Source organism: Arthrobacter sp. SD1074B (assembly GCF_056780195.1).
The window spans coordinates 2,807,432-2,822,556 of the sequence record NZ_JBRAZT010000001.1 but is presented as its reverse complement, the minus strand read 5'-3'; the positions used below and the strand labels follow the sequence as shown (position 1 = coordinate 2,822,556).

Genomic DNA, 15,125 nt, shown 5'->3' with positions numbered 1-15,125 from the left:
ACCGCCGGGCACGCAGACGCACTGCCGGAACCACTGCCCGAACCACAGTTCAGCCCGGCGGAACTGTCCGCCATGCTGGGGGAGAAGAACAGTCCCACGGCCGAACAGTCGTCGATCATTTCCTCGCCGCTTGCACCCCGGCTTGTCATTGCCGGGGCCGGCTCCGGCAAGACCGCCACCATGGCGGACCGGGTGGTGTGGCTCGTCGCGAACGGCTGGGTCAGGCCGGAGGAAGTCCTCGGCGTGACGTTCACGCGCAAGGCCGCCGGCGAGCTCGCCACCCGGATCCGGGCCAAGCTGGCCGCGCTGGCGCGCATCGCCGCGGCCGATCAGGAGCACAAGGTGTTCCCGGCCGGGCTGCTGAGCACCGACGCGCTGGAACCCAAAGTCTCCACCTACCATTCCTATGCCAGCGGCATCGTCTCCGACTACGGGCTCCGGCTCGGCGTCGAACGGGACGTGGTGCTCCTCGGCGGCGCCCAGTCCTTCCAGCTCGCCAGCGAGGTGGTGGAAGCCTTTGACGGCGACTACCAGCACTTCCGCTCCGCCAAATCCACCCTCGTCAAGGCTGTTATCCAGCTCGCCGGGGAATGCGCGGAGCACCTGCAGGACCCGGCGGAGGTCCGCGGCTGGCTGCTGGACCGGGTGGACGAATTCGAAGCGCTCCCGTATGTCGCGACGGCCAAGAAGAACCCCAGCCAGGCCGCGGGGGACCTCAGCGCCCTGCTCCGGACCCGCGCCAGCGTCGCGGACATGGTGGGCCGCTACGCGGAGGCCAAACGGGCCCGCGGCGCCCTGGACTTCGGTGACCTCGTTGCCCTCGCGGCCCGCGTGGCGAACGAGATCCCGGTGGCCGCGCAGACCGAACGCCAGCGCTATAAGGTGGTGCTGCTGGATGAATTCCAGGACACCTCCCACGCCCAGTTAGTCCTCTTCTCCCGGCTGTTCGGCGACGGGCACGCCGTCACCGCCGTAGGGGACCCCAACCAGTCCATCTACGGCTTCCGCGGCGCGTCCGCGGGCCAGCTCTTCCACTTCGTCCGCGAATTCCCGGTCCGGGTGGAGGACGGTGATACCGGTCAAGCCAGGGGCGCCGGGGGCGCCCCGCCAAGGTTCGCCGTGGCGCCGACGTCGTACCTGACCACTGCCTGGCGCAACGGCCGGAACGTACTCGAAGCCGCCAACGTGATCTCCGCCCCGCTCAGCAAGGCGGCGGCCCACGCCGGCGCCGCGGGCGCGCGGGACAGCGCCGAGACCGTGGAGGTCCCGCCGCTGCAGCCCAGCCCCGCCGCGGTCCAGGGCCGCGTCGTGCTGGGCCGCTTCGGCACCGACGAGGACGAAGCCGCGGCCATCGCCGCCGACGTACTGAAATTCCGGCGGACCGACTTCGACGCCGGCACGGCTGAGGACCCCGAGCCGCCGGCGATGGCCGTACTGTGCCGCCGCCGCGCCCAGATGGAGTGCATCCGCCGCGAATTCGAGCTGCGGGGCATCCCCTACGAAATCGTGGGCCTCGGCGGGCTGCTGGACACCCCCGAGATCGTCGACCTCGTGGCGACACTGCGGGTGCTGGCCGACCCGGGCCGCTCGGACTCGTTGATGCGACTGCTGGCCGGCGCGCGCTGGCGGATCGGTCCCGCGGACCTGATGGCTTTCCACGACTGGTCGAGCTACCTGGCGCGGCGCCGCGGCCGCCCCGGGGACACGGACGCCGATGGCGACACCAACACCGCCGAAGCGGTCATCGAAGGCGACCTTACCGACGCGGCCAGCCTGGTCGAGGCGCTGGACTGGCTGCCCCGCCCCGACTGGACCTCCGCCCACGGCCGCCGGCTCAGCCCCGAGGCACTGGAGCGCCTGCAGCGGCTTTCCGCCGAGCTCCGTCAACTGCGCAGCTTCATGGGCGACGACCTCAGCACGCTCCTGGGCGAGGTGGAGCGCGCCATGCTCCTGGACATCGAAGTCGCCGCCCGGCCGGGCATCAGCATCCATCAGGCCCGCCGCAACCTGGACGCGTTCCAGGATGCGGCCGCCGGGTTCCTGCACACCTCGCAGCGGGTGGACGTGCTCGCGTTCCTGGCGTGGCTGGAAGCGGCCGCTGCCGAGGAAAACGGCCTGGACGCTGCGGCACCGGAAGTCAGTCACGAAGCGGTCCAGCTTCTGACCGTCCATGCCTCCAAGGGGCTGGAATGGGACGTGGTGTTCGTCCCGGGGCTGAACGCCGGGGCATTCCCGTCCAGCCGGGACTCGCGGTGGAGCAGCGGGTCCGCCGCGCTGCCGTGGCCGCTCCGCGGGGACCGCGCCGACTTGCCGCAGTGGGACCTGGACCAGCCGGACCAGAAAGGCTGGCTCGACGCGGAGAAGGACTTCAAGTCCGCCGTCCAGGTCCACGGCGAAGCCGAGGAGCGGAGGCTGGCCTACGTGGCCTACACCCGCGCCAAGCACGTGCTCTGGGTTTCCAGCGCAGCCTGGGTGGGCTCGCGGGCAGGGCTGGCCGGCATGTCGCCGTTCCTGGCCGAACTTGAAGTGCTGAGCGCGGCCGGGGCGGCCGAGATCCATCCGCTCTCCGTCGCCGAGGAATCCCTGCCGGAGGAAAGCCCGCTGACCTCCGAGCTGGAGCTGGCACTATGGCCCTACGATCCTTTGGAGGGGCCCGTCCACCCGCGCACCGGGGCCCGCTTGCGGCTTGTGCCCGGCCGCCGGGCCGCCATGGAAGCCGCCGCTGCGCGGGTCCTTGAACAGTTGGAACGGACCGACGGCGACCCGCTGCCGGCAGCTGTCGGGGCTGGCGGAGCACCGGCAGCTTCGATCCTCGCGCAGCCAGCGTCCGGGCCGCGCCGGATGCGCGGGCCGGCGGCCGGCTGGGCGGAAGAGGCTGCCACCCTGCTGGAGCGGCGCTCCCGGCGGTCCGCACTCCAGGAGGTCCACCTGCCTGGCCACATTTCCGCGTCCACCCTGGTGGACCTGGACGAGGACGCGGCCTCGGTGGTGGCCCGGCTGCGGCGGCCCGTTCCGCGCGAACCGGGGATGTCAGCCCGCAAGGGGACGGCCTTCCATGCCTGGGTGGAGGAGTACTTTGGCACCTCCGGAATGCTGGACCTTGGCGAGGCAGCCGGGTCCGACGATCACATAGACGCTGCCTACGGCCTGGACACCATGGTGGAGACTTTCCGCCAGTCCGAGTGGGCGAACCGGGCGCCGGCACACGTCGAGGTTCCCGTCGAGACGCGGATCGGCGACGTGGTGGTCCGCGGGCGTATCGATGCGGTCTTCCGCGACGCCGACGGCGGCTGGGACCTCGTGGACTGGAAAACCGGACGCCGCCCCTCCGCCAGCCAGCTCAAGACCAAGGCCGTGCAGCTCGCCGTCTACCGGCTGGCGTGGTCGCGGCTCAAAGGAGTCCCACTGGAGGACGTGCGGGCAGCGTTCTACTACGTAGCCGACAACCAGGTGGTCCGTCCGCACGACCTGGGGTCAGCGGAACGGCTGGAGGAGATCGTCGCCGCGGCCCTGGGAGGAAGGCCGGCTGACCGGCCCTAGGACCGCTCTACCGGAACCACGGTGAGTGCCGTGGTGGAGGTGTCCTCCGCGGCGGACGGCTTCGGTGGGACAGGACTGTCGACCGGGGCTTCGCCGTCGTCCGCGCTGCCGGCCGGGGTTGCGCGGTCGTCCGCGCTGCCGGCCGGTGACGTGCGGTCGTCCGCGGGGTCCTCCGCCGCTGCAGCGCCGCTGCCGTCGTTGTCCTCCGAGGCGCGGGGAACCTCATCGCGGGGGATCGGGGTGACATGGACGGCAGCCGACATCCCGCTGGCGGGCTGCGGGATCTGTCCCTGCCCGGAGCCGGGGGCGGCGGGTTCAATCGGCAGCACTGTCACAGCCGGCTGTGGCAGCGGCTCCACGCTGATCGGCTGCCCGCCATGCTCGGCGACGTCCTCGGCCAGTACCGCCAGCATCGATTCCGCCTCGCCGACCATGTCCTCGTCGCCTGCCGCGAGGCCCTTGACGAGGTACTGCGCCAAGGCGAACTCCGCGGACAATGCGGCGCGGCGCAGCAGGTGGGCGTCGGGGGCGTCCCGGCGGCTGGCGGAGTAGTGCGCCAGGACGGCGTCCACAAAGTCCTGGTCGTTGGACGCCACCAGCCAGGCCATGTCGTCGGCCGGGTCCCCAATGCGCAGGTCTGTCCAGCCGGTCACTGCGGTGACCCGGTCGCCGTCGACCAGGAGGTTGTCCTCATGCAGGTCGCCGTGCACCACGCTCGGGTTGAAGCGCCACAGCGATACGTCCTCCAGCGCGTGCTCCCAGCGGCGCAGCAGCAGCGGCGGGATTTTGCCGGTGGTCGCGGCTTGGTCCAATTCGTTGAGCCGCCGCTGGCGGAACTCGTTCGGCGTGTAGCTCGGCAGGTCGGCGTTGCTGACCAGGGAATGCGGAAGGTCGTGGATTGCCGCGAGGGCGGCGCCGAGTTCGCGGGCCAACGCAGCGGTGCCGGCGCTGAGCTCCTCCACCGACTGGGTGGCGCCGGAGAGGTGCGAGTAAACGAAGGTGCTCAGTGTGCCCTGCCGGACGGTGCCGGCCACGGTGGGCATCAGGAAGGGGAGCTCGGCCCGGATGCCGGGGGTGAACGCCCGCAGCACCAGGAACTCGGTTTCGAGCCGCGCGCTTGCCTCGGCGTGCCGCGGCGAGCGTACCCGCCAGCGTTTGCCTTCGGAGTCAAGGAGAAGGGCGGAATCGAAGTCTGCCGGATCGTCCGGCGCGGAAGTCACAGCGGTCGGGGTCAGGCCGGGGACTGCCGCGGTTGCTACAGCTGCCAGTTCGATTGGTTTTCTTCTCACGCTTCCACGGTAGATTGAGCGGCGCCCAAGACGGCGATGCATCACGGCGAGTCCGAAAGATCGGCCCGAAATGAGGCCAATCGGTGCCCCTGGCCGCCGCAGCCCCGAGCCGGGACCGGAACCACCGGGGGAAATGTCAATTGTCGGCGGGGGTCGGTACGGTGGGTACATGAGTCTTGCGGAGTCACCGGAGTCGGGTAGTGGGCAAATGACCGGGCAAAATACTGGACAGAATGATCGCGGACCGGCGCCGGCGGACAGCGCCGGCCCGGCAGGGGAGACGGTGCTTCCGCCGGCCCCGGCGGCGGGCGACAGCCTGCAGGCCAACCACCTGCGGGACACTGTCCTTCCGGTGCGCCCCGCATTGATTGACCGTGGCTCCGCCGCCCGGTTAAGGCCCGGCATGCTGGAGGACCTACTCCGCTCTGACGGTGTGCGCGCGATGGTCCTGTCACGGCGCCAGGCGCTGGTCAGCGGCGAGGGCCTTGTCTTCCTTGATGCAGCAGGCCTCGCCGACCGGCTCAAGGGGACCGCTTACGCGCCGGAACAGGTGATCTACCTCGGCAGCGCGCTGCCCGGGGCCGGCGCGGCGGCGGGGACCCAATACGTGCTGTTCATCCTTCCGGAACAGTTCGAAGTCCATGCCGAGCCGTTCGAACCGCACGTCGAAGGCATTCCGGCCGGCGCGCAGTGGGCGGGATTCCGCGAGGTGGCCGCGCAGCTGGATCCCACCGACACCGCCCTCTTCATCGAAGCCAGCGCCATCGCCAACTGGCACGCCACCCATACCCACTGCCCGCGCTGCGGTGCCGCCACCGCGCCTGAGGCCGGAGGCTGGGTCCGGCGCTGCCCCTCGGACAAGTCCGAGCACTACCCGCGCACCGACCCGGCAATCATCGTCACCGTCGTGGGGCCGGACGACCGGCTGCTGCTGGGCGGCGGCGGACCCCTCGACGCCAGGAACTACTCGACCCTGGCCGGTTTCGTCGAGCCCGGCGAATCCCTCGAGCAGGCCGTGATCCGTGAAATCGGCGAAGAGGTCGGCGTGCGGGTCACCGCATCGCAGTACCTTGGCTCCCAGTCCTGGCCCTTCCCGGCGTCGCTGATGCTCGGCTTCACCGCGACGACGGCGGACACGGAGGCCAGGCCCGACGGCGTTGAGGTCACCCGGGCACGCTGGTTCAGCCGCCGCGAGCTGCAGGACGCTGTGCTGAGCGGTGAGATCGTCATCTCCAGCAGGCTCTCCATCGCGCGCGCCCTGATTGAGCACTGGTACGGGGGCGTTATCCAGGACCTCACGGACAACGCATGAGGCCATCGTGACAACAACCAGCGGCACTCCGGCGGTTCCGACGCCGGGCCGCCACCAACGCATCCCCTCCTACGACTGAGCAGCAGACGTGAACACAGATATCTTCCAGTCCAGTGCCTTGCCGTCCGGGCAGTCCCGCGACGACGGGCAGGCCACCGAACTTCCGGCACCGGACAACCGCTCCCTCGAGGAGCGGATCCTGGGCGGACTCGACGCCGAGCAGCGCGAGGTGGCCAGCACCCTGAACGGGCCGATGTGCGTGCTCGCGGGCGCCGGCACCGGCAAGACCCGCGCCATCACCCACCGCATCGCCTACGGTGTGCACTCGGGCGTGTACAGCCCGCAGCGGCTGTTGGCCGTCACGTTCACCGCACGGGCCGCCGCCGAAATGCGCAGCCGGCTCCGCGACCTCGGCGTCGGCAGCGTGCAGGCCCGCACCTTCCACGCCGCCGCGTTGCGCCAGCTCCAGTTCTTCTGGCCGATGGCTGTGGGAGGCGCCCTGCCGAACCTGCTGGACCACAAGGCGCAGATGATCGCGGAAGCAGCGCGCCGGCTGCGGTTGAGCACCGACCGGGCCTCCATCCGGGATCTTGCCTCCGAGATCGAGTGGGCCAAGGTGTCCATGCTCACCCCGGCCAATTACCTGGAGAAGGCACAGGGCCGCGGCACGCCCGGCGGATTCGACCTGACCGCCGTCGCCCGGGTCTTCCAGTCCTACGAGGACGTTAAGACGGACCGGAACGTGATCGACTTCGAGGACGTCCTGCTGATCACGGTGGGAATCCTGCAGGAGGACCCCAAAGTGGCCGCCACCGTCCGGGAGCAGTACCGGCACTTCGTCGTGGACGAATACCAGGACGTGTCGCCGCTGCAGCAGCGGCTCCTCGAACTGTGGCTGGGCGGCCGGGACGACCTGTGCGTCGTCGGCGACGCCAGCCAGACCATTTACTCCTTCACCGGCGCCTCGCCGAAGCACCTGCTTGGCTTCAAAGCCCAGTACCCCGGCGCCACCGTGGTGAAGTTGATCCGCGACTACCGGTCCACCCCGCAGGTGGTGAAGCTCGCCAACGACCTGCTCGCCGGCCGGCGCAGCGGCGGCCCGGTGGCGGATGCGGCCTGGGCCGCGCCTCTGCAGCTCGTGGCGCAGCGGCCCGCCGGTCCGGTGCCGCAGTTCACCGAGTGCTCCGACGACGAGGCCGAGGCGGCCACGGTGGCCGTCAAGATCCGGGCGTTGCTGGACGGCGGGACGCCCGCGAGCCAGATCGCGGTGCTGTTCCGCACCAATGGCCAGTCGGAGGCCTACGAACAGGCCCTCGCCTCGGCCGGCATCGGCTACCAGCTCCGCGGCGGTGAGCGGTTCTTCGCCCGAAAGGAAGTCCGCGACGCGATCCTGCAGCTGCGCGCCGCCACCCGCGCCATCGCCGAAACAGCGGCGCCGGAGCCCCTGGGCCAGCTGGTCCGCGACATCGTGTCCTCGCTTGGGTACACGGACGCGGCCCCGCATAGCGGTGGCGCGCTGAGGGAACGCTGGGAGTCGCTGGCCGCGCTCGTGGCCCTCGCCGACGAACTCGTGGTCAGCAGGGGAGCGCAGTTCAGCCTTGCGGACTTCGTGAACGAACTGCAGGAACGCTCGCTGGCGCAGCACGCCCCGACCGTCCAGGGCGTGACCTTGGCGTCGCTGCACGCCGCGAAGGGCCTCGAATGGGAGGCCGTGTTCTTGGTCGGATTGAGCGAAGGGCTGATGCCGATTTCGTTCGCGGACACGCCCGAAGCCGTGGACGAGGAGCGCCGCCTGCTTTACGTCGGCATCACCCGCGCCAAGGAGCACCTGCACCTGTCCTGGTCCACGGCCAGGACCCCAGGCGGCCGTGCCAACCGGAAGCCCTCGCGGTTCCTGGACGGGCTACGGCCGGACTCGGTAGCCAGCTCCTCGGTCCGCGGCAAGGGAGCGGCGCCGCGGCGCAAGGCTGCCGTGCCGGCATCGTGCCGGGTCTGCGGAAGCATGCTCTCCAGCGGCGCCGAACGCAAGGTAGGCCGGTGCAGCCAGTGCCCGCCGAGCTACGAGGAGCAGACCTTCGACGCGCTGCGGCAGTGGCGCAAGGAAGTTGCGCTGGAAGCTGACGTCCCCGCCTTCGTGGTTTTCACCGACGCGACCCTGACCGCGATCGCCGAGGCGCGGCCGCAATCCCTCGAGCAGCTGGCCAAGCTGCCCGGAGTCGGCGCGTCCAAACTGGAAAAATACGGGGAAGCCGTGCTGGCGGTCCTGGCGGAAAGCTCCAGCCTCTAATGGCCGGCGCCCGGACCAGCGGAACCCCGTTGACCACCGCCGACGGCGCGCCCGTGGAGGTGCGCCGCTCAGCCCGCCGGCGCCGCACGGTGGCGGCGTTCTGGGAAGACGGCACCGCCGTCGTCGCCATCCCGGCGCACTTCAGCGGTGCCCAGGAACGCGAATGGGTCAACCGGATGCTGGAAAAGCTCCGGCTGCAGGGCACCCGCGGCCGCAAGGCCGCCGGCAGGCGACGGACCGGCAGTGACGTCGAACTGGCGGCCCGTGCAGCCGAACTGTCGGCCAGCTACCTCGGTGGCCGCGCCGTCCCGACGTCCGTCCGCTGGGTGACCAACCAGAACTCCCGCTGGGGCTCGGCGACGCCGTCGGAAGGGACCATCCGGCTTTCCCACAAGCTACAGCCGATGCCGCAGTGGGTCATTGACTACGTGCTGCTGCATGAGCTGGCGCACCTTTTGGTGGCGGCACACAACGCCGCGTTCTGGAGGCTGCTGGCGGCCTACCCGGACACGGAACGCGCCAAGGCGTTCCTGGAAGGCGTGTCTTTTGCCACCTCCCGCGGCCTTCCGGCGGACGGCGGGGACGTTGAGGAGGCCGGTGCCGACGACGTTGACGAGGCCGCCTCCCCCTGACACGAAAAAGCAGCGGTTCGCTGACGCCGCCGCTAGGCCTTGGGGCTGCCGCTTCCGCCGCCGGGCTCCTCGCCGGCATCCCCGGCGTCTCCTGGCTTATCGTCGGTCGTCTCGCCGGCCTGGTCCGCGCCGGGGGCAGCGGTGTCGAACCCGCCGCTCAGCAGTTTTTGCAGGGCGTCGTCAACCTCGGTGTCGCTGGCCTCGGCAAGCTTGCGGCGCTCACTGAAGCCCTTCGGATCGTCCAGGTCCTCCGGTGTGGGGAGCAGGTCGGGGTGCTGCCAGATGGCGTCCCGGCCCTCCACCCCGCGTTCTTCCTTGAGCTGGGCCCACAACGTGGCGGCCTCGCGCAGCCGGCGGGGCCGCAGCTCAAGCCCGACGAGGGAGGAGAATGCGTGCTCCGCGGGCCCGCCGGTCGCGCGGCGGCGCCGGACGGTTTCGCGCAGCGCCGCCGCCGAGGGCAGCAGCTTCCCCGTGGCGGCGGCCGTGAGCTCGTCGACCCAGCCCTCCACCAGGGCGAGGGCGGTCTCAAGCTTTTCGAGCGCCTGGTCCTGGGCGGGGGTCCGCTGCGGCATAAAGACGCCCTGCGACAGGGCCTCCTGGATGCCTTCGGGGTTGCTGGGATCCAGCTCGCGGGCCAGCTCTTCAATCTTGGAAGTGTCGATGTGGATGCCGCGGGCGTAGGCCTCGATCGCGCCGAGCAGGTGCCCGCGCAGCCATGGCACCTGCACGAAAAGCCGCGCGTGGGCGGCCTCGCGGACCGCGAGGAAGAGCCGGATGTCGTTTTCGGGGAGGCTGAGTCCCTCGCCGAACTTCGCCACATTGGCCGGCAGCAGCGCCATTTCCAGGTCGGCGAGTGGGACTCCGATGTCGGTGGAGCTGACCACCTCGGCGGAAAGCGCCCCGATCGCTTGGCCCAGCTGCATGCCGAAGATGGCACCGCCCATGTTCTGCAGCATCGAGGAGGCGCCGCCCATCATGGACTTCATTTCCTCGGGCATCTGTTCGGTCATCGCGGAGGAGAGCGCGTTCGCGATGCTGTTGGCGACAGGTTCCGTCAGCCGCTTCCACGTGCCCAGGGTTTCCTCCACCCACTCGGCGCGGGACCAGGCCCGGCCTATCAGTCCGGTGGCGGGAAGCTCGGTGACCTGGTCCAGCCACAGCTCCGCGAGCCGGAGGGCCTCGTCGACTTCGCGGGACTGCGCGGCGGTGACGGAGGGATCTGATCCGCTGGCGGCCACCCGGCGGGCGTTTTCGTGGGCCAGCTGCCAGTTCACTGGCCCGTCGGAGGATGCGCTCATCATGGCCTGGACCTGCGAAAACATCTGCGCCAGCAGGTTCGGATCGTTGGGCAGTCCGGCGGCCTTGGCGAGCTCCGCCGGATCAATGTCCCCCATGCCCTTGCCGCCCATCAGGTTCTGCAGCATTTCTGCCAGCGGATCCTTGGGTTCGTCGTCCCCGTTGGACGGATTGAGTGGGTTAGAGGTCATGATCCCGCCGATCGTCGGTGTGACTGGTGCTCCTCTTCACGCTACCCGCCGCCCGCGCGGCTGTCTCCCGAAACCCGGCCACGTTCGCTGTCGGCAAAGAGCCCCGGCGGTGCCCAAGCGCGTAGTGTTAGAGGCTGGAATAATTGCAGGCTGCCGAGCCGGTTCCGGCCGCAGCCGCAGCGCCTGGGGTCCGTTCCTGAAACGGCCCGGGGCGCCGGCACGGAGAGGTCCTTCATTGACGTATACCCAGGGCGGTCAGGCCCCCGGCGAACCCGCGCCCCGCGACGGCGGCACGGACAACCGTTCCTCGGCCATGCTCGTCTCCGGCCTGCTGGCGCTGGCCCTCGGCCTCGCCGCAATGAGCCTCCCCGTTCCGTACGTGGTTGAATCACCCGGCCCCACCTTCAATACGCTCGGCACGGACAACGGCAAGCCGGTCATCACCGTCTCCGGCCATGAGACCTTCCCGGCCAAGGGCAGCCTGGACCTCACTACCGTGTACGTCGACGGCGGACCGAACGGCCCGGTCACCGCTTTCGAAGCCCTCAGCGCCTGGCTGACGCCCACCAAGGCCGTCTACCCGGAGGAACTGATCTTCCCCAGCGGCGTCACCAAGGAACAGTCCCAGCAGGAAAGCGCCGTCGCCATGACGACGTCGCAGGAGAACGCCGTCGCCTCCGCCCTCAAGGAACTCGGCATCGCGTTCGAGCAGAAGCTGCAGGTCGCCGGGATCCCGGACGACTCGGCGTCGAAGGGCAAAATCCAGGAAGGCGACGTGCTGGTCTCGATCGACGGCAAACCGATCACCGCCCTGAGCGTTGTCCAGGCGCAGCTCGCGGCGGGCAGCGGCAAACCGGTCACGGTCGTCGTCGACCGCAACGGCAGCCGACTGCCGGTGACGGTGACCCCTAGCAAGTCCCAGACCGGCCGCTACCTGCTTGGCGTGGTGCTGCAGTACAAGTTCACATTCCCCTTCGACGTCAAGATCTCGCTGGACAAGGTCGGCGGCCCCAGTGCGGGCATGATGTTCGCCCTCGGCATCGTGGACACCGTGACGCCCGGTGACCTGACCGGCGGCAAGCACGTCGCCGGCACCGGAACCATCACGCCCGACGGCGTCGTGGGGGCCATCGGCGGGATCGGCCAGAAAATGGTCGGGGCCAGATCCGGCGGCGCCACCATGTTCCTTGCCCCGGCGGCCAACTGCGACGACGTTGTGGGCCACGTTCCTGACGGGCTGCAGGTCGTCAAGGTGGAAAACCTGGCGGAAGCGCGGCACGCCGTCGAACTCGCCGCCAAGGGCAGCGACACATCGGGACTTCCCACCTGCACCAGCAACTAGACTGAGCCCGGAACTAAGCTTCGGTGCCACTCGTGGCACTAAATGACGGCCCATCCGCCGCAGCCAAGCACCAGCTACAGACAACTAAGAACCAGCAGCACCGACGACCAGCTATGAGGTACCGAGTTTGTCCCGTCCCAGCACCGTCCCACCCGGAAGACCACCGCAACGGCGAGGAGCACTGACGCCGACGTTGATTGTCGTCGCCTTGATCGTGGTTGGCTTCATCTTCTTCGCCAATGTCTGGACGGACGTCCTCTGGTATCAGCAGTTGGGCTTCTTCGAAGTTTTCCTGACCGAGAACCTCGCGCGGATCGCCATCTTCCTGGCCGGCTTCGCCATCATGTTCGCCGCGGTGTTCTTCGCGATCCGGATCGCTTACACCTCGCGGCCGGTCTACGCGCCGGACTCGGACGTCCGGGACAACCTCAACCGCTACCAGGCACAGCTTGAGCCGATCCGCCGCGTGGTCATGATCGGCCTGCCGGTGCTGTTCGGCCTGTTCGCCGGCAGCGCGGCCGCGAGCCAGTGGCAGAAGGTGCTGCTCTTCCTCAACCAGGAGCCCTTCGGCCGCAACGACCCGCAGTTCAACCTGGACATCAGCTTTTACCTCATGACGCTGCCGTTCCTGGGCTTCGTCACCGGCTTCCTGATCAGCGTCGCCGTCGTGGCCGGGATCGCCGGCATCCTCACCCATTACCTTTACGGCAGCATCCGGCTGCTGGAGCGCGGCATATTCACCAGCCGGGCTGCCCAGATCCACCTCGCGGTCACCGGCGCGGCGTTCCTGTTGCTGCTCGGCGTCAACTTCTGGCTGGACCGCTACTCCGCCGTGCTGAACAACGGCGGCCGGTGGGCCGGCGCGCTGTACACCGACGTGAACGCGGTCATCCCCACCAAGGCCATCCTCGCCGTCGCCGCGGCGCTCGTGGCTGTGCTGTTCATTGTGGCCGCCGTCATCGGCAAATGGCGGCTGCCGGTCATCGGCACCGCCATGCTGGTCATCACCTCGATCCTGGCCGGCGGCGTCTACCCGTGGGTGATCCAGCAGTTCCAGGTCCGCCCGTCGGAGCAGACCCTCGAGAACGAATACATCAAGCGGAACATCGCCATGACCCGCGCCGCCTACGGCCTGGATAAGATCCAGGAGAAGCGCTACGAGGCGACCACCAAGGCGACCACCGGCGCCCTCGCCCCGGACGCCCAGACCACCGCCAATATCCGCCTGCTGGACCCGAACCTGATCTCGGACGCGTTCTCGCAGCTGGAGCAATACCGGCCGTACTACCAGTTCCCGAGCGCCCTGAACGTGGACCGCTATGAGGTCAACGGCAAGATCCAGGACACCGTCATCGCTGTGCGCGAGCTGAACCCGGGCGGCCTGGCCACCAACCAGCAGTCCTGGCTCAACAAGCACGTGGTCTACACCCACGGCTACGGCGTGGTCGCAGCCAAGGGCAACAAGTTCACCGCGGACGGCAAGCCCGAGTTCCTGCAGTCGGGCATCCCGTCCACGGGCGTGCTGGGGACCGATACGAGCTACCAGCCGCGGATCTACTTCGGCGAAAACTCGCCGGACTACTCGATCGTCGGCGCCCCGGAGGGGGCACCGCACCGCGAGCAGGACCGCCCGGCGGCCAAGGAAGGGGACGCCGGAACGCAGTACACCTTCACCGGCAACGGCGGCCCGAACGTGGGCAGCTTCTTCAACAAGATCCTCTATTCGATCAAGTTCCAGTCCTCGGACCTGCTGCTTTCCGACGGCGTCAACGCCGAGTCGCAGATCCTCTACGACCGGAGCCCCAAGGACCGTGTTGAGAAGGTGGCGCCTTACCTGACCGTCGACGGAAACGCCTACCCCGCCGTCGTCGACGGACGGGTGAAGTGGATCGTGGACGGTTACACCACGAGCCCGTATTTCCCCTACTCGCAGCAGGAGCAGCTCTCGGATGCCACCCGGGACTCGCAAACGTCCGCAGGCCGCACCGCCGCCCTGCCGAGCAACTCCGTCAACTACATCCGCAACTCGGTCAAGGCCACCGTGGACGCCTACGACGGCTCCGTCACGCTCTATGCCTGGGATGACCAGGATCCGGTCCTGAAGGCCTGGCAGAATGTGTTCCCGACGTCGCTGAAACCCTACTCTGAGATGTCCGGCGCGCTGATGAGCCACGTCCGTTACCCGGAGGACCTGTTCAAGGTCCAGCGCGAGCTCCTCGGCCGCTACCATGTGACGAACCCGGACAGCTTCTTCACCAACAACGACGCCTGGAGCGTGCCGAACGATCCGACCGTCAAGGAGGAAGGGGTCAAGCAGCCGCCGTTCTACATGTCGCTGCAGATGCCCGATCAGGAGAAGCCGGCCTTCCAGCTCACCTCCTCGTTTATCCCGCAGGTGGTCAACGGCAATGCCCGCAACGTGCTCTACGGGTTCCTGGCCGCGGACTCGGATGCCGGAAACCAGAAGGGCGTGAAGGCGGAGAGTTACGGCCAGCTGCGGCTGCTGCAGATTCCGCCGGAAGCCAATGTCCCGGGGCCCGGCCAGGCGCAGAACAAGTTCAACTCCGATCCCACGGTGTCGCAGGCCCTGAACCTGTTGCGCCAGGGCGCGTCCGCGGTGCTCAACGGCAACCTCCTGACGCTGCCGGTGGGCGGCGGCCTGCTCTACGTCCAGCCGGTCTATCTGAAGTCGACCGGTGAGACCTCCTACCCGACGCTGCAGCGGGTCCTGGTCGCGTTCGGTGACAAGATCGGTTTCGCGCCGACTCTGGACGAGGCCCTGAACCAGCTCTTCGGCGGCAGGTCAGGTGCCACTGCCGGCGACGCCCCGAACAACGGCAAGACCCCTGCCACTCCCGCGACGGGATCCACGCCGCCGTCCTCTGGTGCGGCGACGGATGCCAAGGCGGAGCTGAAGGCGGCCCTTGATGACGCCAACGGCGCGATCAAGGCGGGCCAGGAGGCGCTGGCCAAGGGCGACTTCGCAGCGTACGGCGAGCAGCAGAAGAAGCTCTCCGCGGCATTGCAGCGGGCGATCGACGCGGAAGCCAAGATCACCACGACGACGCCGGTTCCGTCGCCGGGAGCCAGCGCTTCGCCGTCGGCCACGCCGTCGCCGTCGCCGAGCAAGTAGGCGCCCCCGGCCCGGCAGGCTACTGAAGGCCGGATTCCCTGTTCCGCTGGAGCAGGGAATCCGGCCTTTTGTTTTGCCGTTTCTGCCACACGGCCCGGCCCGG

8 protein-coding genes are annotated in these 15,125 nt (G+C 69.1%); 6 read left to right on the top strand and 2 right to left on the bottom strand.

Features of this window, described 5'->3' with window-relative positions; genetic code table 11:
* Positions 1–72 precede the first annotated feature (72 nt).
* Complete coding sequence (locus ACUYM2_RS13045; protein ID WP_481601492.1) at positions 73–3,540, top strand: ATP-dependent helicase; 3,468 nt, start codon at positions 73–75, stop codon at positions 3,538–3,540.
* Here ACUYM2_RS13045 and ACUYM2_RS13040 read toward each other — a convergent pair.
* A complete protein-coding gene (locus ACUYM2_RS13040; RefSeq protein WP_481600437.1) occupies positions 3,537–4,829 on the bottom strand; it encodes a macrolide 2'-phosphotransferase in 1,293 nt (430 codons plus the stop codon). The two genes, ACUYM2_RS13045 and ACUYM2_RS13040, sit on opposite strands and share 4 nt — an antisense overlap.
* Positions 4,830–5,112: 283 nt before the next feature.
* Here ACUYM2_RS13040 and nudC point away from each other — a divergent pair, with 283 nt between their 5' ends.
* The 3 genes from nudC (at position 5,113) to ACUYM2_RS13025 (ending at position 9,060) form a co-directional block, all read left to right on the top strand.
* On the top strand, positions 5,113–6,141 hold the full coding sequence (nudC, locus tag ACUYM2_RS13035; RefSeq protein WP_481600436.1) for an NAD(+) diphosphatase: 1,029 nt from the start codon (positions 5,113–5,115) through the stop codon (positions 6,139–6,141).
* Positions 6,142–6,337: 196 nt separating this feature from the next.
* Positions 6,338–8,428: an ATP-dependent DNA helicase UvrD2 gene (locus ACUYM2_RS13030; RefSeq protein ID WP_481601491.1), complete on the top strand. Its 2,091-nt coding sequence runs from the start codon at positions 6,338–6,340 to the stop codon at positions 8,426–8,428.
* Entirely contained in the window at positions 8,428–9,060 is a 633-nt protein-coding gene (locus tag ACUYM2_RS13025) for a M48 metallopeptidase family protein (protein WP_481600435.1), read from the top strand. Before ACUYM2_RS13030 ends, ACUYM2_RS13025 begins: the two co-directional genes overlap by 1 nt.
* Before the next feature lie 32 nt (positions 9,061–9,092).
* On the opposite strand, the gene ACUYM2_RS13020 is transcribed toward ACUYM2_RS13025, so the two are convergent.
* The gene (locus ACUYM2_RS13020) at positions 9,093–10,547 is read right to left on the bottom strand and encodes a zinc-dependent metalloprotease (RefSeq protein WP_481600434.1); all 1,455 of its coding nucleotides are present in this window, start codon (positions 10,545–10,547) and stop codon (positions 9,093–9,095) included.
* 235 nt (positions 10,548–10,782) lie between these two features.
* Here ACUYM2_RS13020 and ACUYM2_RS13015 point away from each other — a divergent pair, with 235 nt between their 5' ends.
* Together ACUYM2_RS13015 and ACUYM2_RS13010 are read left to right on the top strand one after the other, a co-directional pair.
* Entirely contained in the window at positions 10,783–11,889 is a 1,107-nt protein-coding gene (locus ACUYM2_RS13015; protein ID WP_481600433.1) for a YlbL family protein, read from the top strand.
* Between the two features lie 127 nt (positions 11,890–12,016).
* Positions 12,017–15,022: a UPF0182 family membrane protein gene (locus ACUYM2_RS13010; protein WP_481600432.1), complete on the top strand. Its 3,006-nt coding sequence runs from the start codon at positions 12,017–12,019 to the stop codon at positions 15,020–15,022.
* Positions 15,023–15,125 lie beyond the last annotated feature (103 nt).